The following is a 19,477-nucleotide window of genomic DNA, read 5'->3' on the forward strand; positions in this document are numbered from 1 at the left end:
GGAGAAACGATGACCGAAGCTCACGTCCGGCGGTTGCTCGAGGTCTACGACGACGAGCGGGCCTGTGCGGCGACGCTGTTGTGTGACCGGCATCCGGCGGAGGCGGTCGCGTTCACCGTGGTCGAAGCGGATCTGACCAGCCACGATCTCACCTACGGCGAGCTGCGCGAGCAGTCGGAACGCTTCGCCGGGGCCCTGCGCGACCTCGGCGTCGGGCCTGGAGACCGGGTCGCGACGTTGATGGGCAAGTCCGCGGAGCTGGTCGTGGCATTGCTGGCGATCTGGCGGCTGGGCGCGGTGCACGTCCCGCTGTTCACGGCGTTCGCGCCACCCGCCATCGCGCTGCGCGTCACCGGCAACGACACGAAGGTCGTCATCGCCGACGCCGGTCAGCGTTCGAAGCTGACGCCGTCCGCCGATCTGCCGGACGACCCTTCGCGGCGGATCGTGGTCGTCGGTGACGGCGAGGCGGGCGATCTGTCGTTCCGGGAGATGCTGGCCGCCGCCGCGCCGCTGCCGGAAGCCGCGGTGACCGGTGGGGCGGGGGTCCTGGTCGAGCTGTTCACGTCCGGGACCACGGGAACGCCTAAAGCCGTCCCGATTCCGCTCCGTGCGCTCGCGGGTTTCCAGGCCTACCAGGACTTCGCGCTCGATGTCCGCGCCGACGACGTTTTCTGGAACGCGGCCGACCCTGGCTGGGCCTACGGTCTGTACTACGCGATCATGACGCCGATGGCGACCGGCAGGCGGAGTCTGTTGCTGCACGCGGGTTTCTCCGCCGAACTGACGTGGGCGGTACTGGAGCGGTTCGGTGTCACCAACTTCGCCGCCGCGCCGACGGTATATCGCGCGCTCCGGAACTCGGCCGCCCCTGTGCCGGACGATCTCCGCCTCCGGCACTGCTCGTCGGCGGGCGAACCGTTGACTCCGGATGTCCTGGAGTGGGCGTCATCGAAGCTGGGCGTCGGCGTCCATGACCACTATGGACAGACGGAACTCGGCATGGTGGTGGGTAACGCCTGGCATCCGGATCTGCGCGCCGAGATCCGGCCGGGCTCGATGGGCCGGGTGCTACCGGGTTTCGCCGTGGAGGTGCTCCGCGAGGACTCCGACGTGGTCGCGGAGCCGGGGGAGCGCGGCCGCGTCGCCCTGGACCTTCCCGCGAGCCCTCTCCTGTGGTTCCGCGGCTACCGCGACGCGCCCGAGCGCACCGCCGCGCGCTTCAGCCCCGACGGTCGCTGGTACTACACGGGCGATGTCGCCGCCAAGGACGCCGACGGGTATCTGACCTTCGCCTCGCGGGACGACGACGTCATCCTGATGGCGGGTTACCGGATCGGGCCGTTCGACGTGGAAAGCGTGCTGCAGCAGCATTCCGCGGTGGCCGAGTCCGCCGTCGTCGGTGTCCCGGACGCGCTGCGGGGCGAGGTGATCGTCGCGTACGTGGTGGCCCGGGACGGTGTCTCCGCCGACGCGGCGCTGGCGACCGAACTGCAGCAACTGGTGAAGACGCGGTTCGCCGCGCACGCCTACCCGCGCGAGGTGCACTTCGTGCCGGAGCTGCCCAAGACACCGAGCGGGAAGATCCAGCGGTTTCTCCTGCGGGAGCGGCACTCGAACGCGCAACACGCGTGATCAGAGGCGGAACACGGCGCTCATTGCTCGATCGGCCAGGTTTCGTCTCGCAGCAGCCGCTTGAGCACCTTGCCGGTCGCGTTCCGGGGCAGCTCCTCGACGAAGTACACGTCCCGCGGCACCGCGAAACGGGCCAGCCGGTGGTGGATGTAGGCGCGGACGTCGTCCGCGCTCATCCGGGCGCCGCGTTTCGGCACGATGTACGCGGCGAACCGTTGCCCGAACTCGCGATCCGGCACGCCGATCACCGCGGCCTCGTGGACGCCGGGCAGGGCGGCGATGGCCTCCTCGACCGGACGAGGGGACACGTTCTCCCCGCCGGACACGATCATCTCGTCCGCCCGGCCGGTGACGAAGAGCCGTCCGGCGGCGTCCTGGTAGCCGACGTCGCCGGTCGCCATCAGGTTCTCCGCGCGGGGAACCCTGGCGCCGTCGGTGTAGCCCTCGAAGAGCATGTCGTTGCCGACGAAGATCTGTCCCTCCCAGCCCGGCGGGACACGATTGTGGTCGTCGTCGAGGATCGCGACGCGGGTGCCGGGCGGGCAGCGGCCCGCGGTGGTCGGCGCGGCGCGCAGATCCTCGGGCGTGGCGATGCTGGCCCACGAAACCTCGGTGGAGCCGTAGAAGTTGTAGAGCACGTCGCCGAAGGTGTCCATGAACTCGGTGACGATCGGGCCCGGCAACGCGGATCCGCTGCTGGCGACGATCCGCAGCGACGACAGGTCGTAACGGGCACGGACCCGTTCCGGCAGATCGAGGATGCGCTGCAACATGATGGGCACGGCGAACAGCACACCGCAGCGGTGTTCGGCGATGGTCCTCAGGATCTCTTCGGCGTCGAACCGGCGGATCAGCGACAAGGACGCGCGCACGGCCATCCCGATCTGCATACCGGCGAGCCCCCAGCTGTGGAACAACGGCGCGGCCACCACGAACCGGTCCCCGGAGTGGAGCGGGATGCGGTCGAGCATGGCGGCCGACGTCGACAATCCCTTCGGTGTCGGGCGGCGCGCGCCTTTGGGGGTGCCCGTGGTGCCCGATGTGAGGACGACGAGCCTGCCGATCCGGTCCACCGGCTTGAGTTTGGTGGCGGGCACCCCGGCGATCAGCTGATCGATCGTCGGGTAGCCGTTCTCGGTCTCCGGCCAGGTGGACAGCCGCAGGAAATCGCCGGGAATGCCGGCGATGACCCGCGAGAACTCGTCGTCGGCGAGTACCGCGACCGGTTCGTGCAGCCCGATCACGTCGGCGACCGCGCCGGCGGAAAGCCCGGTGTTGAGCAGGATCGCGTCCGCCCCGAGTTTGCTGCACGCGATCAGTGACTCGACCATCGCGGCGTGGTTGCGGCACAGCAAGGCGATCCGGTCGCGGGCGCGCACTCCGCGGGCCGCGAGCGCGTTCGCGAGCTGGTTGCTGCGATCGGCCGTCTGCTTGAACGTCCGGACGTTGCGTTCGTCGCGCAACGCGACGTCGTCCGGCACGCGGGCGGCGTTGGCCGAGTAGCCGCCGGCGACGGTGGCGCCCCATTGCGACAACGACGTGAGCTGCCGGGCGATCTTGTCCGGTCGCGCGGCGGCGAGCACCCCGGCCTTGATCAGCGTGCTCGCCGTGTGCAGCGTGGTGGCCTTGGTATGCGCCGGTTCCTCCTCGGGCGACGCCGCCCGGCCCGAAAGGTGCAGATCGATCCGGCGGGCCGTCGCGCGGACGGTGCGTTTGAAGGACGCGGCGGACACCAGACTTGCGTGCGGCGCCGGAAGCATCAGCTGAGCGATGAGTTCCGTGCCGCCTCCGGGAGCCTGCCGCAGCTCGACCGAGACCCAGTTCCCGTCGTCCTCGACGCCGCACCAGACGACGTGCTCGCCCGGCCGCCAGACGCGGGCTTCGATGTCACCGACGACGAGTGTTCCCGGCCGCGGCTCCAGCCGGGCAAGGCATTTCGGACCGCGCCCGCGTTCGGCGGGGCGCTGGATCTCGCACCAGCTGATCTCCGCGACGAACCTCGAGTAGGACTCGGGATCGCCGATCACTTCCCAAACCTGGCCGGGGGAATGCCCGAGAATCGAGCTCGCCTGGACCACATCGTCTCGCATGCGATTCGCCTCACCACGCGCGTTCGGGTGTTGACCGGGCCGCTGCCGGCGCCTCCTTCGTCGTTCAAGTTCGGCGAACCTACCAGCAATCGGCCGAACGCAATACTCCGAACGACCGCGTTCGCGTCCGTCCAAGGGGAACCACCACGGAAAGGGTAGATGTTCGCGTGGCGTGATGCCGTCCGCCGACGGTGTTGATCGCGACGTCCGATTTACGCCGGTCTCCGGCGCGCGAGGCGGCGAAGCTGGCGAACGTGACAGCTACTACGACGGCGGCCGAGTCCGCGCATACCCGTATCGAGCCAGGAATCCTCTACTTCGGCACTCCGGTGGTGCTCATTTCCACGGTCGACCAGGCAGGTGCCCCGAACCTGGCTCCGATGTCGTCGGCGTTCTGGCTCGGCTGGCGGGGCATGCTCGGACTGGGCGCGAAAGCGAAGACGTCGCAAAATCTCATGCGGAACCGTGAATGTGTTCTGAATCTCCCTTCCGACGCGCTGGCCGCCGCCGTCGACAGGCTGGCGCTGACCACCGGGTCGGATCCCGTCCCGGCCCGCAAGTACGAACGCGGCTATCGGCACGAACCGGACAAGTTCGCCCGCGCCGGGCTCACCCCGGTCCCCTCGGAGACCGTCCGGCCGCCGCGTGTCGCGGAATGCCCGGTGACGATGGAGGCCGTCGTCGAGGCCGTCCACCCGCTCGCGGAAGACGACCCGAAACAGCGCGGCGGCGTCCTCGTGTTCGAGGTCCGCGTGAAGCGTGTCCACGTCCACGACGACGTGCGGATGCCGGGTACCGAAGACCGGATCGACCCCGACCGGTGGCGGCCGCTGATCATGAGCTTCCAGAAGCTCTACGGCCTCGGCCCGCAGGTCCATCCGTCGACGTTGGCGCGGATCCCGGAGCGGCTCTACCGGGGGCCCGACATCGAACGGTCGCGGGCGAACGAGAACGGGGCCAGCGGCGGCGGCCGGCACTGACAGGACGCTGCCGGCAGGAAATCGAGTTCCGCCGGTGAAATCACCGGTCGAGGAGGTTGCGCGTCTATTGTGGACTGTTCGCACGACGGTTCCGGTGCTTCCGCGCGAGGAGACGGAGCGACCGCGGCCAGGGGAGGACGGTCGCCGTTGGCCCGATCCGTTCCGGCGGGGGCCTGCGCCGGAACGGCGTCGGGGGCCTCGGTATCGGCGAGCCCGCGCACGAGCCCCGCGTACCCTGGATCGTCCTGCCGCGGCCGTCGCCGGAATTCGGTGACGTCCGACCGCAGGCCGCCCGTTTCCCGCGCACCCGACTAGACCTCGTGGACGGGATTCCAGGGGGCAGCCGCTCAGCTGTGAGTGAAACCCCGCCTCCGCTGGGTCACCGATCGCTACCTTCGATCTCATGACGGGGGAGAGGCTCGACGGAAGGTACGCGAAGCTCTGGGCGGCGAGTACGACGTCCGCGCTCGGCAGCGGTCTCGCGACGGTGGCGGCGCCGTTGCTGATCGCTTCCCGCACCGACGAACCGCTCGTGGTCTCCGGCGGGTTCGCGGTGGCGTGGTTGCCTTGGCTGCTCTTCTCGCTACCGGGTGGAGTGCTGGTCGACAGGGTGGACCGGCGAAAGCTGATGATCACCCTCGATTGGATCCGCGTGCCCGCCGTCGCGCTGCTCGCCGTCGCGATCTCGATGGGAGACGTCAGCATCGCCTTGCTGTACGCCGTCCTCTTCGTGATCAACGCGTGCGAGGTCGTGTTCCGGACGGCGGGCGGGGCGATGCTGCCCTCGATAGTCCCGAAAGCGTTGCTGGAGCGGGCGAACGGGCGGCTGTACGCCGGGACGACACTGACCCACGGCATGCTCTCGGGTCCGCTGAGCGGATTCCTGTTCGGTGTCGCGGCGAGCATCCCGTTCTACGTCAACGCCGGCACGTACGCGGTCAGCGCCCTGCTGCTCGGATTGATCGCGGGTGCGTACCGGCCGCGGCCCGGCGACGGTGAGCCGGTCGCGCGCCGGTCTATCCGTTCGGAGGTGGCCGAGGGATTCCGTTGGCTCGCCGGTCAGCGGCTGCTGCGGACCATGATCGGGTTGATCGGGATGCTGAACCTGACGCTCGTCGCGGCCACCTCGGTCCTCGTGCTGCTCGCGAAGGAACGGCTCCAGCTGGGCGCGGTCGGATACGGCCTGCTCTTCACCTGCATGGCGGTGGGCGGGCTACTCGGCTCGATCGCGGGCGACCGGCTGATCGCCTGGTGCACGCCGACCTGGACGTTGCGGATCGGGCTGCTGATCGAGGCCGGGACCCATCTGGTGCTCGCGACAAGCACGAGCGCGCCGGTCGTCGGGGTGACGTTGTTCCTCTTCGGGGTACACGGCGCCCTGTGGGGAATCGTCGGCAGTTCCCTGCGCCAGCGGCTGACCCCGCCCGACATGCTGGGCCGGGTCGGCAGCACCAGTCTGTTCGTCATCGCGGGCGGAAACTGTGTCGGCGCCCTGCTCGGCGGGGCGGTGGCGTCGAAATTCGGGCTGACGACGCCGTACTGGGCCGGTTTCGTGGTGGCCGTGATCGTTTCCGCGCTCACCTGGCGGGTATTCGACCGCGAGGTCGTCTCCGCGGCTTACGCGCAAGAGCCCACCGTCAGCCGTTGATCCCGGTCAGCGCGAAGAACTCCTGGCGTGAACGAGCGTCTTCACGCAGCGTGCCGAGCAGGGTCGAGGTGACGGTGCTCGACCCGACGGCCTGGACCCCGCGCAACGTCATGCACGAGTGCTCCGCTTCGATCACCACGCCGACGCCGCGCGGTTCGAGCTGCTCTTCGAGCCAGTCGGCGACCTGCTTGGTGAGCCGTTCCTGGACCTGCGGACGGCAGGCGAAGTGTTCGACGATCCTGGCCAGCTTGGACAGGCCGAGGATCCGCTCTCCCGGCAGATATCCCACGTGCGCGACCCCGACGAACGGCAGCAGGTGGTGCTCGCAGACGGATCGAACCGGAATTCCCCTCGCGAGGACGAGTTCGTCGTAGCCCTCGTCGTTGGGGAAGGTCGTGAGGTCGAACGGCCGAGGGGTGAACAGCTCGGCATACGCGCGCGCCATCCGGCCCGGCGTGCCGCGGAGGCTTTCGGAGTCCAGCGAAATGCCCAGTGCGGTGAGGAGATCGGCGGCCGCGGCCTCGGCGGCCACCAGGTCCGGCCCCGGCCCGGATTCGTGCACGACGCGCAAGGCGGGAGTGGACATTGGGCCTCCTAGGCTGAACGCGATCCCCAGTGGATTAAACCAAGACTTTTGGGTGTTTTGCCACCCGGTGGCTCATCCTACATGGTAGATCGGCACTCCAGAATGTTCCGCCGGTTGAGATAGGCGATATCGTGGTGAACGTGACAGTGCAGGACCCGGACGGCCTCGACGCCCCCGCCATCGCCGCGGTGGCGGCGCTCGACGACGACCTCCGTCGCGGCATGTACGCCTACGCCCGGCGTGCGAGGCGCCCTGTGACGCGGGACGAGGCGGCCGCGGCGGTAGGGATTTCCCGCAAGCTCGCCGCCTTCCATCTCGACAAGCTCGTGGCGGCCGGACTGCTCAGATTCGGCTTCGCGGCCGGTCCGGTGGTGAAGGTGGGACGCAGGCCGAAGGTCTACGAACCCGTCGACGAGGCCATCCAAGTGCAGCTTCCCGCCCGGCGGCACGAGATCCTGGCCGGCATCCTCGCCGAGGCCGTGCTGGCCGAGGGCAGCGGCGAGTCCGCGCGGGAAGCCGTGTTGCGGGTCGCGGGGGAGCGCGGTTTCGCGGCAGGGGAAGAGGAACGAGCGCGAACGCGTCCCGGCAGGCTGGGCACGGAGCGCGCGCTCACGGTGGCCGAAGGGGTGCTTCGCCGCTACGGCTTCGAGCCGAGCCGGGACAGCAGGACCTGTGTCCGGCTGCGGAACTGCCCGTTCCATCCGCTGGCCGCGGAGGCGCCGGAGCTGGTCTGCGGGATCAATCAGGCCTTTCTCGCCGGTTTCCTGAACGGCGTGCGCGCCGGGAACGTGGAGGCGGCCCTCGTTCCCGGCGCGGCCGAGTGCTGTGTGGAGGTGCGGCAGGCCGAGTAGGTCGCTCAGGCGGCGCCGGCGATCTGCCGGGTGGCGACGTTGAGCCGATTCCAGGTATTGATGGCGGCGATGGAGAGGACCAGGCTCGACAGCTGCGCTTCGTCGTAGTGACGAGCCGCCTCGTTCCAGATCTCGTCGTCGACCGGGTCGGCCCGGTCCGCGATGCGAGTGAGGGCCTCCGTCAGCGCGAGCGCCGCTCGTTCGGCGTCGGTGAAGTAGGCCGTGTCGCGCCACGCCGCCACGGTGAAGATCCGCTCGTCGGACTCGCCCGCCCTGCGCAGTTCCTTGGTGTGCATCTCCAGGCAGCCGCTGCATCCGTTGATCTGGCTCGCGCGGACGTGCATGAGGTAGTGCGTGGTCTTCGGGACACCGGTGTCGCCGGTCGACTCCGCCAGCGCGATCAGGGCCTTCAACGTGGCAGGGTTGGCGAGGGCGGGGTTCGGGATGCGGGTTTCCATGTTCGTTCTCCTTCGGGATTTCCGTCTTGCTTTCACCGCACTGACGGATGCCGGGAAGGAGATGTGACCGGAGTGCTGAAGTCTCAGGCGGCCACTGATGCCCGGTCGCGGAGCGAGACCTCCAGTTTGAAGCCCTCCGGCTTGAGGGTCAGCAGTTCCTGCACCTTCAGCCGATAGGACGGGTCGCCGCGCAGCTCGTACCGGCTCAGCAGCATGCCGAGCACCAGCGTCGCCTCGTGCAGGGCGAACTGCCGCCCGATGCAGGCACGCTCGCCGGTGCCGAAGGGCTTGTAGACGTGCGCCGGGCGGGCACGGTTGCGTTCCGGGGAGAAGCGGTCCGGGTCGAACGATTCGGGATCGTCTCCCCAGACGGGATCACGGTGCAGCGCCGGGATGAGGACCAGCGCCCACTGCCCCCTGCGCATCGGGTACTCGCCGCCGACGACGGTGTCCACCTGGGCCTGGCGCGCGAACGCGGGCGCCGTCGGCCAGAGCCGGAGCGCTTCGTCGAGCACTCGACGGACGTAGCGGAGCTTCGCGACTTCTTCGTAGGACGGGTCCGGATTCCCGCCCCAGACCTTGTCCACTTCGGACTGTGCGCGGGCCAGGACTTCCGGATTCCTGGCGAGGTAGTACAGCGCGAACGACAGCGCGCCCGATGTGGTCTCGTGTCCGGCCACGAGGAAGGTGATGATCTGGTGCCGGATGTTGTCCTCGTCCAGCGCTGCACCGGTGCTCGGCTGCGTGGTGTTCAGCATGAGCCCGAGCAGGTCTTCGGTGCTCGTGTCGTGCCGGCGCCCTTCGATGACGTCGGCGACGACCGAGTGGAGGAACGCCAGATCGGCTTCGTTGCGCCGGTTCGCCTTGCGGCTGAGAAGCGGGCCGATGACCGGCGGCTGGATCGCCCTTCGCTGCGCGTGCCGCAGCGTGCGGACCATCGCGGCCACGAACGGATGCGGCTCGGCGCGTTCGAACGAAGAGAAGCTGTAACCGAATCCCGTCCGGCCGATGGTCTCCAGCGTCAGCTTGGTCATGTCGTCCGCGACGTCGACCTCGCCGCCCCTGTCCCACGTGCCCAGCAGCTCGCGGGTGATCGCCAGCATCGTCGGGTGGTAGCGCTGCATGGCGTTGCGGCTGAACGCGGGCGCGAGGATCTCGTGCGCGCGCCGCCAGTTCGGCTCTTCGTTGTGGGCGGTGAACAGGCCGTCGCCGCCGAGCGGGCGCAGGTTCGAGATCGCGGGCGTGACGTGCTTCGCGAAGCGCTTCTCGTCGGAGAGGTCGGCGACCATCTCGGCGCCGTTGACGAACACGATGCTCCGGCCGAACACCTTGCGCTCGAAGACCGGGCCCAGCTCGGCCGCGTGCCGCATCGAGTCCTGGACCGGCGTCTTCGGCGACACGCCGAGCACGTCGCCGATCAGCGGGATCCGTCGCGGGGGATGGGGGAGAGCGGTGGCCATCGAGCCCCTCCAGGTGTGCACTGTTGAACCGGCGTCCAATAGCGAGCGTGGCCTGTTACTGAACTCGTGTCAAGTAAGTACGATGCCCGGATGGCGCCGAGTACTTCCGGGAAGCCCCGCAGCAGGCTGACCACCGCCGAACGGCGGGAACAGCTGCTGCGGATCGGCGCCCGCCTGTTCGCGGAGCGGCCGTACGACGACGTGTGGATCGAGCAGGTCGCGGACATCGCCGAGGTGTCCAGGGGGCTGCTGTACCACTACTTCCCGACGAAACGGGACTTCGTCACCGAGGTCATCAAGGCACAGGGTGAACGCCTGCTCGAGATGACCAAGTCCGATCCCGCACTCCCGGTCGCCGAGCAGCTGACAGCAGGTCTCGACGCGTACCTGCGCTACGTCGAAGCCAACGAGGACGGCTACCGGGCGTTGCACTCGGGGACGTCCATCGCCGTCGACGGCGTACGCGAAGTCCTGGACAACAACTTCGCCGAGCAAGGACGCCGGATCCTCGAAGTGCTGTGCCCGGACGGCGATCCGCCCGAGTCTTTGCGGGTGCTCGTCCGCGGCTGGCTGGCCTTCGTCGTCGCGGTCTGTCTCGACTGGCTCAAGTACCGGAAACTGACCCGGGACCAGATCCGGGATCTGTGCGCGAAGGCGTTGCTCGACATCGTCGCCGTGCCAACATGACCTCGGCCCGTTCCTCGATCAGTTTCATCCGCGCGAGCCGCTCGCCGTCGTCGTTGTGCGCCGCGGACCGGGTGACCTGACCGGCCCACTTCCGGTAGAACATGCCGCACGCCGAGATGAAGTAGCCGTCCGAGCAGGCGTTGGCGGCGAGGATCAGCCCAGTGTCCTCCGACGCGGGCAGTGCCATCCACCCGCCCAGCTCCAGCAGCAGGTCGCGGCGGATGCAAAGCGTCCCGGCCACCACGGAGGAGACGTAGCCGTTGCGCTGCCAGTGGCGCAGGATCGCGCCGCGTTCGATCCGGCCCTCTTCGGGATCGCTGTCGACTCCGGCGGTGGTCCCGTCCGGGAGGAGGTCGAGGACCCGGCACGTCGTCCAGCCGATCTCGGGATCGTCCAGCGCCGCGATGTCTCGTGCGAGCGCGCCGGGCGCCAGGAGGTCGTCCGCGTCGAGTGCCTTGATCAGTTCCCCGGATGCGCGTGACAGGGCCATCATCCGCGCGACCCCGGGGCCGCCCCGGCGCCCCGAGCCGGGCAGCACGCGTTCGTCCGCGGGGAGGACGCCGTCGAGCAGACCGGTCTCACCGTCCTCCTGCACCAGCCATTCCCAGGTCCAGCCCGGCGGGAGTTCCTGCGCGGCGAGGGATTCGTACGCCTCGGTCAAGTACGGCAGGCTCGGCGGATGGACCGGGGTGATCACGCTGACGACCGGCATGCTCACTCCGGGCGGCGGGCCAGGATCAGTAGGTGCTCCTCGGGCGGGGTTCCCGGCTCATCCGCGGTGAAGACCTCCGAATGGGTTCCGGTGATCTCCAGGCCGGCCGCCTCGACCCGCCGGACGAGGTCGTCCGGGGCGAAACTGGTGACGCGGAAGTTGTGGCCGAAGAACTCCGCCGGCATCTCCTCGGCGTCACGCGGAACGGTGACCAGAGCGAAGAGCCCACCCGGCACCAGCCAGCGCCCGATGTCGGCGAGGACGGCTTCGGTGTCCTTCCGCGGCATCTGGAGGAAGGGGAAGAAGGCGCAGACGGCCTCCCAGGACTCGGACGGCGAGGTCCATTCCCGCACGTCGGCCTGGACGAAGGTGGCGGCGGGCACCTGCTCACGCGCGAGATCGATCATCACCGGCGACACGTCGAGCCCGGTCACCCGATGGCCGGCGGAGGACAGGTCCTCGGCCACCGGCCTGCCGGTTCCGCTGCCGATGTCGAGCACCCTCGACGACGGCGGCAGGCTGTCCAGCAGATGCCGCAGGGCCCTGTCGACCACCGGGGCCCGTCCGAAGACGTCGTCGTAAGCGGAACCGATGGCGTCGAACAACTCTGCCGCCGTGACCGGTCGGTCCATTGCGCAGCTCCCCGGATCGAGTGGATCTCCCTCCGGCGAATCTACCGATAGACGTCCTCAAAGGAAGGGTCCACCCGGGCCCTTAGACTGGAGCCGACGGAGTTACTGGGGTTTGGGGTTCAAGATGAGCGTGTCGAGTGACGAGTTCCACCGGATGCTGAAGTCGCTCGCCGACGTCGAGCGATCCGACGCGAAGGAGTGGGAGTCGTTCAGCGTGCGCGGGAAGCGGTTCGGCTACTACTGGCCGCGAACCCAGACGGTCGGCCTGAAGCAGACGCTCTCGGAACAGGAAGCCCTCGTGGCCGAGCGGCCAGATGTCTTCGAGGTACAGTTCACGGCCGGGGGATTCGGCTGGGTGGTGGTCTATCTCGACGGTATCGACTCCGACGAGCTGAACGAATTGGTCTACGAGGCATGGCGCCTGTCCGCTCCCGAAGAACTGGTCGATCAGGTTCCGCCGCCCTGCTGAGTGTTACCGCGTTCGTGTGTTGACGCGCGTCACTTCTTTCGCGGGGAACATTTTCCGGGTCATGGCGTTGTAGAGAGTGTCGGTACGGATGGTGCCCCCGGGCCTCACCCTTCGCCTTCATGGAATACCGGTCCGGCCGGAGCCGTGTCGTGCCATTCGCCGAGAGGCGGCCCACCGTATCGGCCTTTGCTCCCGCTTCCGCTCGCAGGTAACCCCCAGGCCTTCGCTGAGCGGGAGCGGGTCTTTTTGTTCGACCGGCTTTCGGAAATGACGCAGGTCACTTGCTCGTCGGGAACCGTTTCGTGTGTCGCCGCGATTTCCGCGCATTCGAGTGTAGATGCGAGTCACATCGATTCGGGATCGGTGCCGGGGAACATTTCGCACGGTGGTGCGTTGTACAGAGTGTCGGTGCGGATGGTGCCCCCGGGCCTCACCCTTCGCCTTCACGGAATACCGGTCCGGCCGGAGCCGTGTCGAGCCACTCGCCGAGAGGCGGCCCCCGTACCGGCCACAAACTCCCGCTTCCTGCTCGCAGGAACCCCCAGCCTTCGCTGAGCGGAAGCGGGACCTTTTTCTTTCTTGTCCGTCGCCGGTTCGGTGGCGGGCTTTGTTTTGTGATCGGGTGTGACCGGCGACGGTCGGTGGTCCGTGAAGGCCTCCTTGCGGGACTCTGGATCCCTCAAGGAGGCCTTCACGGACTTCAGGATCGAACGGGGTGTGGGCATGGCGAGGGGCCCGTCGCCGGTGTGGCTGGCGGGCTCCCCGGTCAGACGTGGTGGAGACTGTTGCGCCGAGGTTTTCGGAGCGGATCTCGGTATTGAGGCGGGATGAACTCCGGTAACCCATCAACGGCCATCCGTACTTGCCAGTCGCCGTGGTGGATGAGCCGGTGGTGAAAACCGCACAGCAGCACGAGATTCCGGAGATCCGTCGGCCCGCCGTCTGCCCAGTGCACGATGTGATGGGCGTGGCAATTCTTCGGTTTGCGATGGCAGCCGGGGAAGGCGCAGCCACCGTCGCGGATGTTCAGCGCGCGGCGTTGGCCGGGGGTGACGAACCGCCGCAGCCGCCCCACGTCGAGGGGCTCTCCGGCGGCGCTCAGCACGACCGGCAGCATGAGGCAGTCGCAGGCGGCGAGCCGCGCTTCGCGGGCGGTCATCGTGCCGACGAAGTCGAGGCACGCGGTCCCGAGGCCGGACTTGAGTTCGTCGAGGCTGATGGTGACGTTCACCAGGGTGCGGTAGCCGCTGGTGCCGGGCTGGTCCGGGCAGGCGATCGCCAGGTCGAGGATGTCGACCCACGCGTCGCCCATGCGCTCGCATTTCATCCGCAGATCCGCCTGCCCGAACTCATCAACCGGCCGCGGCTTCGCATACGCCTCCAACACAGCCTTCGTCCGGGCACCGGTCTCGTCATCGAGCAACCCGGTCAGTTTCCAGAATCCGTCCTTGCGGCGTTCCAGGGTGATTTCCCGGCGCGGCTCTTTGGGTTCCGGGTCTTTCGGCTCGTTCCCGTCGGGATCGAGCAAGGCGAGGAGGTTCGCTTCGGCTTCCGCGAGCTGGCGGGGACCGGCGTCCCGGGCGAGAGTCGCGAGGATCTTCTCCGCGTTCGGCTGATCCTCGTCAGGGAGTTTCTTCAAGATCTCCAGGATCTGATCGATCCGCTCATCCCCGACCAAACCCTCGGCGGCGACCGCGGCGGTGGCGGGCGCGACAGGCGGAACTTCGGTGCCATCCAAGGCACGGGTGGGGTTCAACGCGAGCGCCCGCTTCACCACCGGTCCTGCTTCACCGCGCGACAATCCGGCCACATCCGCAAACCACGCGGCCGTAGTGCCGTACCCGTACAGGTCCTTGACGCCCCGAGACTCGATCTCCGCCAGGAATCTCCCCAACCCGGCGGTGGCCATCCGAATCACCCGCAGAGACTGCTGCACGCCATGCGCAAGCTCCAGCTTGCCGGCACGCCACAACTCCTGCGGCAACTCGGGAAGGAAGGTCTCGGACACCCCTCCATAATACACCAAACCAATCGAACACGCGTTCGTAATTTTAAGTCACAATGCAAAAAGCAGAACAACACTGAAGGGTGATTCGACTACAGAGCCACTTACGTTCGAGCGACCGAAGAGTTAGAACTCCACGAGCGTCCCATCGGTCAACCGCACCCGCCGATCCACCTTGATCTCCCGAAGAAACCGCTCGTCATGGCTGACGACCACGAAAGCCCCTTGATACGCCCCCAACGCGCTCTCCAATTGCCCGACGCTGACCAGGTCGAGGTTGTTGGTCGGCTCGTCGAGCAGCAGGAGTTGTGGCGCGGGTTCGGCGAACAGGACGCAGGCCAGGGTGGCTCGCAGACGTTCCCCCCCGGAGAGCACGCCGACGGGAAGCTGGCTTCGCGCGCCTCGGAACAGGAAGCGGGCGAGCAGGGTCATCCGTTGAGATTCGGGGAGGCTCGGGGCGAACGCGGCGAAGTTCTCGGCGATCGTCCGGTCGAGATCCAGCAGGTCGAGCCGCTGCGAGAGGTACGCGATCCGGCCTTCGGCGCGTTTCACCACGCCGCTGTCCGGCGTGAGGTCTCCCTTGAGCACCCGCAGGAGGGTCGACTTGCCGGTGCCGTTTCCGCCGGTCAGCGCGATCCGTTCGGGGCCGCGGATCGTCAGGTCGACGCCGTCGCCCGCGAAGACGTTCCGGTCGCCGTAGCGGACTTGGATGTGCTCGCCCTGGAACATCGTGCGCCCGGCGGGGACGTTGGTGCCCGGCAGGATCAGCGCGATCTTCTGGTCGTCGCGGAGTGAGCGTTCGGCCTCGTCCAGGCGGCTCTTCGCCTCGCTGACCCGGGCGGCGTGCGTTTCGTTCGCCTTGCCCGCGGACTCCTGGGCGTTGCGTTTCATGGTGCCGGCGAAGATCTTCGGCAGGCCCGCGTTGCCGAGGTTCCTGGCGGCGTTGCCCGCGCGGCGCGCCGCCCGCTCGCGGGCCTGCTGCATCTCGCGCTTCTCGCGTTTGACCTCTTGTTCGGCGCTGCGGACGTTGCGTTCGGCGACCTCTTGCTCGGCCTTGACCGCCGCTTCGTATTGGGTGAAGTTCCCGCCGTGGTACCGCAGATCGCCGCGGTCGAGTTCGGCGATCCGGTCCATTCGGTCGAGCAGTTCCCGGTCGTGACTCACCAGCAGCAGGCAGCCGGACCAGTCCTCCAGCACGCCGTAGAGCTTGCGGCGGGCATCGAGGTCGAGGTTGTTGGTCGGTTCGTCCAGCAGCAGGATGTCCGGCCGCTTCAGCAACTGTGCGGCCAGGCCGAGGGAGATGATCTGCCCGCCGCTCAACGTGCGCAGGCTCCGGTCCAGCGAGATACCGTCGAGACCGAGGCGGTCGAGCTGGGCGCGGGTGCGTTCCTCGATGTCCCAGTCGGTCCCGATGGTGGTGAAGTGCTCTTCGCTCGCGTCGCCGGACTCCATCGCGCTCAGCGCCGCGAGCTGCGGCGCGATGCCCAGCACCTCGGCCACGTTCAGGTCGGCGGTGAGCGGCAGCGACTGCGGCAGGTAGCCGAGGACGCCCTGGGTGGAGACGGACCCGGACGTCGGGCGCAGTTCGCCGGCGATCAGTTTGAGGAGCGTGCTCTTGCCAGCCCCGTTCGGCGCGACCAGTCCGGTGCGGCCACCGGGCACGGTGAACGACAGGTCGTCGAAGACCGGGGTGTCATCCGGCCAGGAGAAGGAGAGAGCGGACACGACGACAAAGGCGTCTGACATGGAAATGACCTCGTGAAGGACGGCGGGCGCCTCGAGGCTGCACCGCGGTGGACGTGGCTTGAGGGGACGACAAAGGGGCCACGTCGGCGTCAACGCCGGTGGCCTGCCTGCTCCGGCTCACCCGGAGATGTCGTCTTCACCTGCCACGTCTGGTCTCCACTGCTCGTCGATCAGGTCCGCGTCCACGATAACAAGACCCGTCGGGAGGTGGCCACCGCAATCCCGGTCAGGCAAGTGTCGTTCAGGACGAAGACCGTCCTGAACGACACTTGCCTCAGCTCAGCCCGTTGAGACTGATCGCCCGGGCGTACCAGAGCGCGCTCTGTTTCGGCGTCCGCCGCTGGGTCGCGTAATCGACGTGGACGAGCCCGAACCGCTTGCCGTACCCCTCGGCCCACTCGAAGTTGTCGAGCAGCGACCAATAGAAGTAACCGCGCAGGTCGACGCCCGCCTCGATCGCCTCGTACGCGGCGCGCAGATGCGAGTCGAGGAAGGCGATCCGGTCGGTGTCCGCGATATCCCCGCCGATCACCGCGTCCGGATAGGAGGCGCCGTTTTCGGTGATGTACAACGGGATCGGCCGATAGTCGCGATGGACCTGGAGGAGGCACTCGGTGAGCCGCGAAGGCTGGACCTCCCAGCCGGAGTCGGTGCGAGGTGCCGCTGCGTCGGGCACGAAATGAACGTCGGGGGAGCCGAGCCAGTCGGCGCCCGCCGGTTCACTGCCGGGCAGCGGGGTGCCCGCGACCTGGTAACCCCGGTAGTAGTTGATGCCCAGCCAGTCGATCGGAGCGGCGATGGTCGCGAGGTCGCCGTCCCGCACCAGCTCTCCGATACCGAGCGGCGCCAGGTCGGTCAGCAGATCCTCAGGGTAGGAACCACAGAGCACCGGATCCAGGAAAAGCCGGTTCTGCAGGCCGTCGATCCGGCGCGCGGCCTCGGAGTCCACAGTGGACGAAGGATCGACCGCCGACACCGGGTACAGGTTCAGTGTGATCCCCGACGACGCGGCGGGCGCGTGCCGCCGCAGGACGTCCATCGCCAGTCCGTGTCCGAGCAGCAGGTGGTGCGCGGCCGCGACGGCGGCGCGGGGTTCCTGCCTGCCGGGCGCGTGGATCCCGCGAGCGTAGCCCAGCATCGCGGCGCACCACGGCTCGTTCAGGGTGGACCAGCGCGGTACCCGGTCCCCCAGACGCGCCACGACCGTTTCGGCGTATTCGGCGAACCGGAAGGCGGTCTCGCGTGAAGCCCAGCCGCCCTCGTCTTCCAGCGACTGGGGGAGATCCCAGTGATACAGCGTCGCCCAGGGTTCGACTCCGGCTTCGAGAAGCTTGTCGACGAGCCGGTCGTAGAACGCGAGACCCCGGGGATTCGGCGTGCCGCCGTCGGGCCGGATACGCGGCCACGACAGCGAAAACCGGTACGCGCCGAGGCCGAGCCGTCGCATCAGATCGACATCTTCGGCATAGCGCCGGTAGTGATCGGCGCCCGGCTCCCCGGTGTCGCCGCCGACGACGGCGCCGGGACGGCGGGCGAAGACGTCCCAGATCGAGTCGGTCCGGCCGTCGGCGGCCGTGGCCCCTTCGACCTGGAAGGCCGCGGTGGCGGCGCCCCACACGAATCCGGGCGGGAACAGGAGCGCGGTCTTCGCCCGGACACTGTCGGGATGAGCGGACATGGTCACCCTTTCACGGCACCTTGCATGATCCCGGCCACGATCTGGCGGCCGAGGAGGAGGAAGACGATGAGGATCGGGATGGTGGCCAGGGTGGTCCCGGCCAGCACCAGCGAATAGTCGACGTAATAGCCGCTCTGCAGCTTCTCCAGCGCCAGCTGGACGGTGGGGTTGCCGGCGTCCAGCACCACGAGCGGCCAGAGGAAGTCGTTCCACGACGTCATGAACGTGAACATCGCCAGGATCGCCGCCGCGGGCCGGACCGCGGGCAGGCAGACGTTCCAGAAGATCCGGATCATGCTGCAGCCGTCGACCCGCGCCGCCTCGATCAGTTCGTACGGTACGGCGTCCACTGTGTACTGACGCATCCAGAAGACGCCGAACGCGGTCACCAGGTTGGGCACGATCACCGACTGCAATCCGCCCGCCCAGCCGAACTCCGACATCGCCATGAACAGCGGGATGATGCCGAGCTGGGTCGGTACGGCGAGGGTGATGACGATGAACACGAACAGCCCGTTCCGCCCGCGGAACCGCAGTTTGGCGAAGGCGAACCCGGCCAGGGCCGAGAACAGCACCGTGGTGAGGGTGACCGTGCCGGACACGATCAGGCTGTTCGCGAGCGCCTTCCAGAACGGAACGGTGTCGAACACCCTCGCCGCGTTGGCGAAGAAGTTCCCGCCGGGCAGGAACGGTGGGACCCGTTCGGTGAGCATCCCGCTGTCCCGGCTGGCGACCAGGAACGACCAGTAGAACGGGAAGAGCGAGCCCAGTACGAAGATGGTGAGCACGACATAGGTCGCCCTGCGTGGTTTGCCCAGCGCCGAGACGCCTCGCTTGAGTCCACTATGGAGTGTGGTCATTTCTTCTTCACCGCCGTGAGCCTGCCGGTGAGGAAGAAGTTCACCAGCGCGATGAGCACGATGATCACGAACAGCACCCACGCGATCGCCGAGGCGTAGCCGAGTTCGTAGTTCTCGAAGGCCGTTTGGTAGAGGTACAGCGTCACGGTCTGGAACTGGTTGGACGAGCCGCCGTTGTTCGAGCCCGGCATGGCGTCGAACAGCTTGGGCTCGGTGAAGATCTGCAGGCCGCCGATCGTCGAGGTGATCGTGACGAAGATCAGCGTCGGCTTCAGCAAGGGGAGCGTGATGCTGAAGAACCGGCGTGTGGCGCCAGCGCCGTCGATCAGGGCGGCCTCGTGCAGTTCCTTCGGGATGGCCTGCATCGCCGCGAGCACGATCAGCGCGTTGTACCCGGTCCAGCGCCAGTTCACCATGATCGCGATCGCGGCGTGGCTGCTGAACCGGCCTGCCTGCCAGTCGACCGGATCCAGCCCGATCGTCTGCAGCAGGCCGTTGACCAGCCCGTACTTCGGCCCGAACAGGTTCGCGAAGATGATCCCGAGCGCCACCAGGCTGGCGGCGTAGGGGAGCAGGACGCCGACCCGCCAGCCGGTCGCCCCGCGGAGCCTGGCGCTGAGCAACGCCGCCAGGAGCACCGCGATGATCAGCTGCGGAACGCTGGAGAGCAGGAAGATGCTGACGGTGTTCTCGAGCGCGTTCCAGAACTGGGTGTCGGCGAACAACTCCTTGAAGTTGTCCAGCCCGATGAAAACGGGGTTGTCGTCACCCGCCTCCCAGCTGAACAGGGACACGTACGCCGTGTAGAGCAGCGGGAACAGCCCGACGATCCCGAACACGACGAAGAACGGGGCGATGTAGAGGTACGGCGAGACCTTGACGTCCCACCGGCTCAGCCGATGGCGGAGGGTGGGCCGGGGTGACGTGCGCACCCCGGCCTTCTCCTCGTCCGGCGCGATCTTGTCGACGACGGTCATCGG

17 protein-coding genes are annotated in these 19,477 nt (G+C 68.1%); 6 read left to right on the forward strand and 11 right to left on the reverse strand.

What is annotated here, in order from left to right; genetic code table 11:
- Window positions 1-9: 9 nt before the first annotated feature.
- Complete coding sequence (locus ACFVM3_RS16220) at window positions 10-1,635, forward strand: AMP-binding protein (protein WP_378439405.1); 1,626 nt, start codon at window positions 10-12, stop codon at window positions 1,633-1,635.
- A 20-nt stretch (window positions 1,636-1,655) separates the two neighbouring features.
- Here ACFVM3_RS16220 and ACFVM3_RS16225 read toward each other — a convergent pair whose 3' ends face one another.
- The gene (locus ACFVM3_RS16225; RefSeq protein WP_378439407.1) at window positions 1,656-3,725 is read right to left on the reverse strand and encodes an AMP-binding protein; all 2,070 of its coding nucleotides are present in this window, start codon (window positions 3,723-3,725) and stop codon (window positions 1,656-1,658) included.
- 254 nt (window positions 3,726-3,979) lie between these two features.
- On the opposite strand from ACFVM3_RS16225, the gene ACFVM3_RS16230 reads away from it, so the two are divergent.
- Entirely contained in the window at window positions 3,980-4,705 is a 726-nt protein-coding gene (locus ACFVM3_RS16230; protein ID WP_378439409.1) for a flavin reductase family protein, read from the forward strand.
- 403 nt (window positions 4,706-5,108) lie between these two features.
- Window positions 5,109-6,353, forward strand: a complete 1,245-nt coding sequence (locus ACFVM3_RS16235) for an MFS transporter (protein WP_378439411.1) — start codon at window positions 5,109-5,111, stop codon at window positions 6,351-6,353.
- Here the strand turns inward: ACFVM3_RS16235 and folE are convergent.
- A complete protein-coding gene (gene folE / locus ACFVM3_RS16240) occupies window positions 6,343-6,939 on the reverse strand; it encodes a GTP cyclohydrolase I FolE (protein WP_219151525.1) in 597 nt (198 codons plus the stop codon). The two genes, ACFVM3_RS16235 and folE, sit on opposite strands and share 11 nt — an antisense overlap.
- A 134-nt stretch (window positions 6,940-7,073) precedes the next feature.
- Here folE and ACFVM3_RS16245 point away from each other — a divergent pair, with 134 nt between their 5' ends.
- Complete coding sequence (locus ACFVM3_RS16245) at window positions 7,074-7,790, forward strand: helix-turn-helix transcriptional regulator (RefSeq protein WP_378439458.1); 717 nt, start codon at window positions 7,074-7,076, stop codon at window positions 7,788-7,790.
- Window positions 7,791-7,795: 5 nt separating this feature from the next.
- On the opposite strand, the gene ACFVM3_RS16250 is transcribed toward ACFVM3_RS16245, so the two are convergent.
- Both ACFVM3_RS16250 and ACFVM3_RS16255 read right to left on the reverse strand, forming a co-directional pair.
- Window positions 7,796-8,248, reverse strand: a complete 453-nt coding sequence (locus ACFVM3_RS16250) for a carboxymuconolactone decarboxylase family protein (protein WP_378439413.1) — start codon at window positions 8,246-8,248, stop codon at window positions 7,796-7,798.
- Window positions 8,249-8,331: 83 nt separating this feature from the next.
- Window positions 8,332-9,708 (reverse strand): cytochrome P450, encoded by a 1,377-nt coding sequence (locus ACFVM3_RS16255; protein WP_378439415.1) that lies wholly within the window; start codon window positions 9,706-9,708, stop codon window positions 8,332-8,334.
- A 90-nt stretch (window positions 9,709-9,798) separates the two neighbouring features.
- On the opposite strand from ACFVM3_RS16255, the gene ACFVM3_RS16260 reads away from it, so the two are divergent.
- Window positions 9,799-10,395, forward strand: coding sequence for a TetR/AcrR family transcriptional regulator (locus ACFVM3_RS16260; protein WP_378439417.1), 597 nt, complete (start codon window positions 9,799-9,801; stop codon window positions 10,393-10,395).
- Here ACFVM3_RS16260 and ACFVM3_RS16265 read toward each other — a convergent pair.
- Both ACFVM3_RS16265 and ACFVM3_RS16270 read right to left on the reverse strand, forming a co-directional pair.
- Window positions 10,313-11,107, reverse strand: coding sequence for a glycosyltransferase (locus ACFVM3_RS16265; protein WP_378439419.1), 795 nt, complete (start codon window positions 11,105-11,107; stop codon window positions 10,313-10,315). The two genes, ACFVM3_RS16260 and ACFVM3_RS16265, sit on opposite strands and share 83 nt — an antisense overlap.
- A gap of 2 nt (window positions 11,108-11,109) precedes the next feature.
- The gene (locus ACFVM3_RS16270; RefSeq protein WP_378439421.1) at window positions 11,110-11,739 is read right to left on the reverse strand and encodes a class I SAM-dependent DNA methyltransferase; all 630 of its coding nucleotides are present in this window, start codon (window positions 11,737-11,739) and stop codon (window positions 11,110-11,112) included.
- A gap of 124 nt (window positions 11,740-11,863) precedes the next feature.
- Between ACFVM3_RS16270 and ACFVM3_RS16275 the strand changes: the two genes are divergently transcribed.
- Window positions 11,864-12,208, forward strand: coding sequence for an MmcQ/YjbR family DNA-binding protein (locus ACFVM3_RS16275; protein ID WP_378439422.1), 345 nt, complete (start codon window positions 11,864-11,866; stop codon window positions 12,206-12,208).
- A gap of 766 nt (window positions 12,209-12,974) precedes the next feature.
- On the opposite strand, the gene ACFVM3_RS16280 is transcribed toward ACFVM3_RS16275, so the two are convergent.
- The 5 genes from ACFVM3_RS16280 to ACFVM3_RS16300 form a co-directional block, all read right to left on the reverse strand.
- Entirely contained in the window at window positions 12,975-14,216 is a 1,242-nt protein-coding gene (locus tag ACFVM3_RS16280) for a DUF222 domain-containing protein (RefSeq protein ID WP_378439424.1), read from the reverse strand.
- A 123-nt stretch (window positions 14,217-14,339) separates the two neighbouring features.
- Window positions 14,340-15,959, reverse strand: coding sequence for a ribosomal protection-like ABC-F family protein (abc-f, locus tag ACFVM3_RS16285; protein ID WP_378439426.1), 1,620 nt, complete (start codon window positions 15,957-15,959; stop codon window positions 14,340-14,342).
- 274 nt (window positions 15,960-16,233) lie between these two features.
- Window positions 16,234-17,637 (reverse strand): GH1 family beta-glucosidase, encoded by a 1,404-nt coding sequence (locus tag ACFVM3_RS16290; RefSeq protein WP_378439428.1) that lies wholly within the window; start codon window positions 17,635-17,637, stop codon window positions 16,234-16,236.
- A 2-nt stretch (window positions 17,638-17,639) separates the two neighbouring features.
- Complete coding sequence (locus ACFVM3_RS16295; protein ID WP_378439430.1) at window positions 17,640-18,497, reverse strand: carbohydrate ABC transporter permease; 858 nt, start codon at window positions 18,495-18,497, stop codon at window positions 17,640-17,642.
- Entirely contained in the window at window positions 18,494-19,474 is a 981-nt protein-coding gene (locus ACFVM3_RS16300; RefSeq protein ID WP_192742169.1) for a carbohydrate ABC transporter permease, read from the reverse strand. The genes ACFVM3_RS16295 and ACFVM3_RS16300 overlap by 4 nt, the downstream gene beginning before the upstream one ends.
- Between the last annotated feature and the right edge of the window lie 3 nt (window positions 19,475-19,477).

It is taken from the genome of Amycolatopsis sp. NPDC057786 (assembly GCF_042797905.1).
Lineage (GTDB): Bacteria > Actinomycetota > Actinomycetes > Mycobacteriales > Pseudonocardiaceae > Amycolatopsis.

Coding starts and splice junctions, on each gene's coding strand:
- ACFVM3_RS16220 (WP_378439405.1), top strand. CDS start 10: ATGACCGAAGCTCACGTCCGGCGGTTGCTCGAGGTCTACGACGACGAG.
- ACFVM3_RS16225 (WP_378439407.1), bottom strand. CDS start 3,725: ATGCGAGACGATGTGGTCCAGGCGAGCTCGATTCTCGGGCATTCCCCC.
- ACFVM3_RS16235 (WP_378439411.1), top strand. CDS start 5,109: ATGACGGGGGAGAGGCTCGACGGAAGGTACGCGAAGCTCTGGGCGGCG.
- folE (WP_219151525.1), bottom strand. CDS start 6,939: ATGTCCACTCCCGCCTTGCGCGTCGTGCACGAATCCGGGCCGGGGCCG.
- ACFVM3_RS16250 (WP_378439413.1), bottom strand. CDS start 8,248: ATGGAAACCCGCATCCCGAACCCCGCCCTCGCCAACCCTGCCACGTTG.
- ACFVM3_RS16255 (WP_378439415.1), bottom strand. CDS start 9,708: ATGGCCACCGCTCTCCCCCATCCCCCGCGACGGATCCCGCTGATCGGC.
- ACFVM3_RS16260 (WP_378439417.1), top strand. CDS start 9,799: ATGGCGCCGAGTACTTCCGGGAAGCCCCGCAGCAGGCTGACCACCGCC.
- ACFVM3_RS16265 (WP_378439419.1), bottom strand. CDS start 11,107: ATGCCGGTCGTCAGCGTGATCACCCCGGTCCATCCGCCGAGCCTGCCG.
- ACFVM3_RS16270 (WP_378439421.1), bottom strand. CDS start 11,739: ATGGACCGACCGGTCACGGCGGCAGAGTTGTTCGACGCCATCGGTTCC.
- ACFVM3_RS16275 (WP_378439422.1), top strand. CDS start 11,864: ATGAGCGTGTCGAGTGACGAGTTCCACCGGATGCTGAAGTCGCTCGCC.
- abc-f (WP_378439426.1), bottom strand. CDS start 15,959: ATGTCAGACGCCTTTGTCGTCGTGTCCGCTCTCTCCTTCTCCTGGCCG.
- ACFVM3_RS16290 (WP_378439428.1), bottom strand. CDS start 17,637: ATGTCCGCTCATCCCGACAGTGTCCGGGCGAAGACCGCGCTCCTGTTC.
- ACFVM3_RS16295 (WP_378439430.1), bottom strand. CDS start 18,497: ATGACCACACTCCATAGTGGACTCAAGCGAGGCGTCTCGGCGCTGGGC.
- ACFVM3_RS16300 (WP_192742169.1), bottom strand. CDS start 19,474: ATGACCGTCGTCGACAAGATCGCGCCGGACGAGGAGAAGGCCGGGGTG.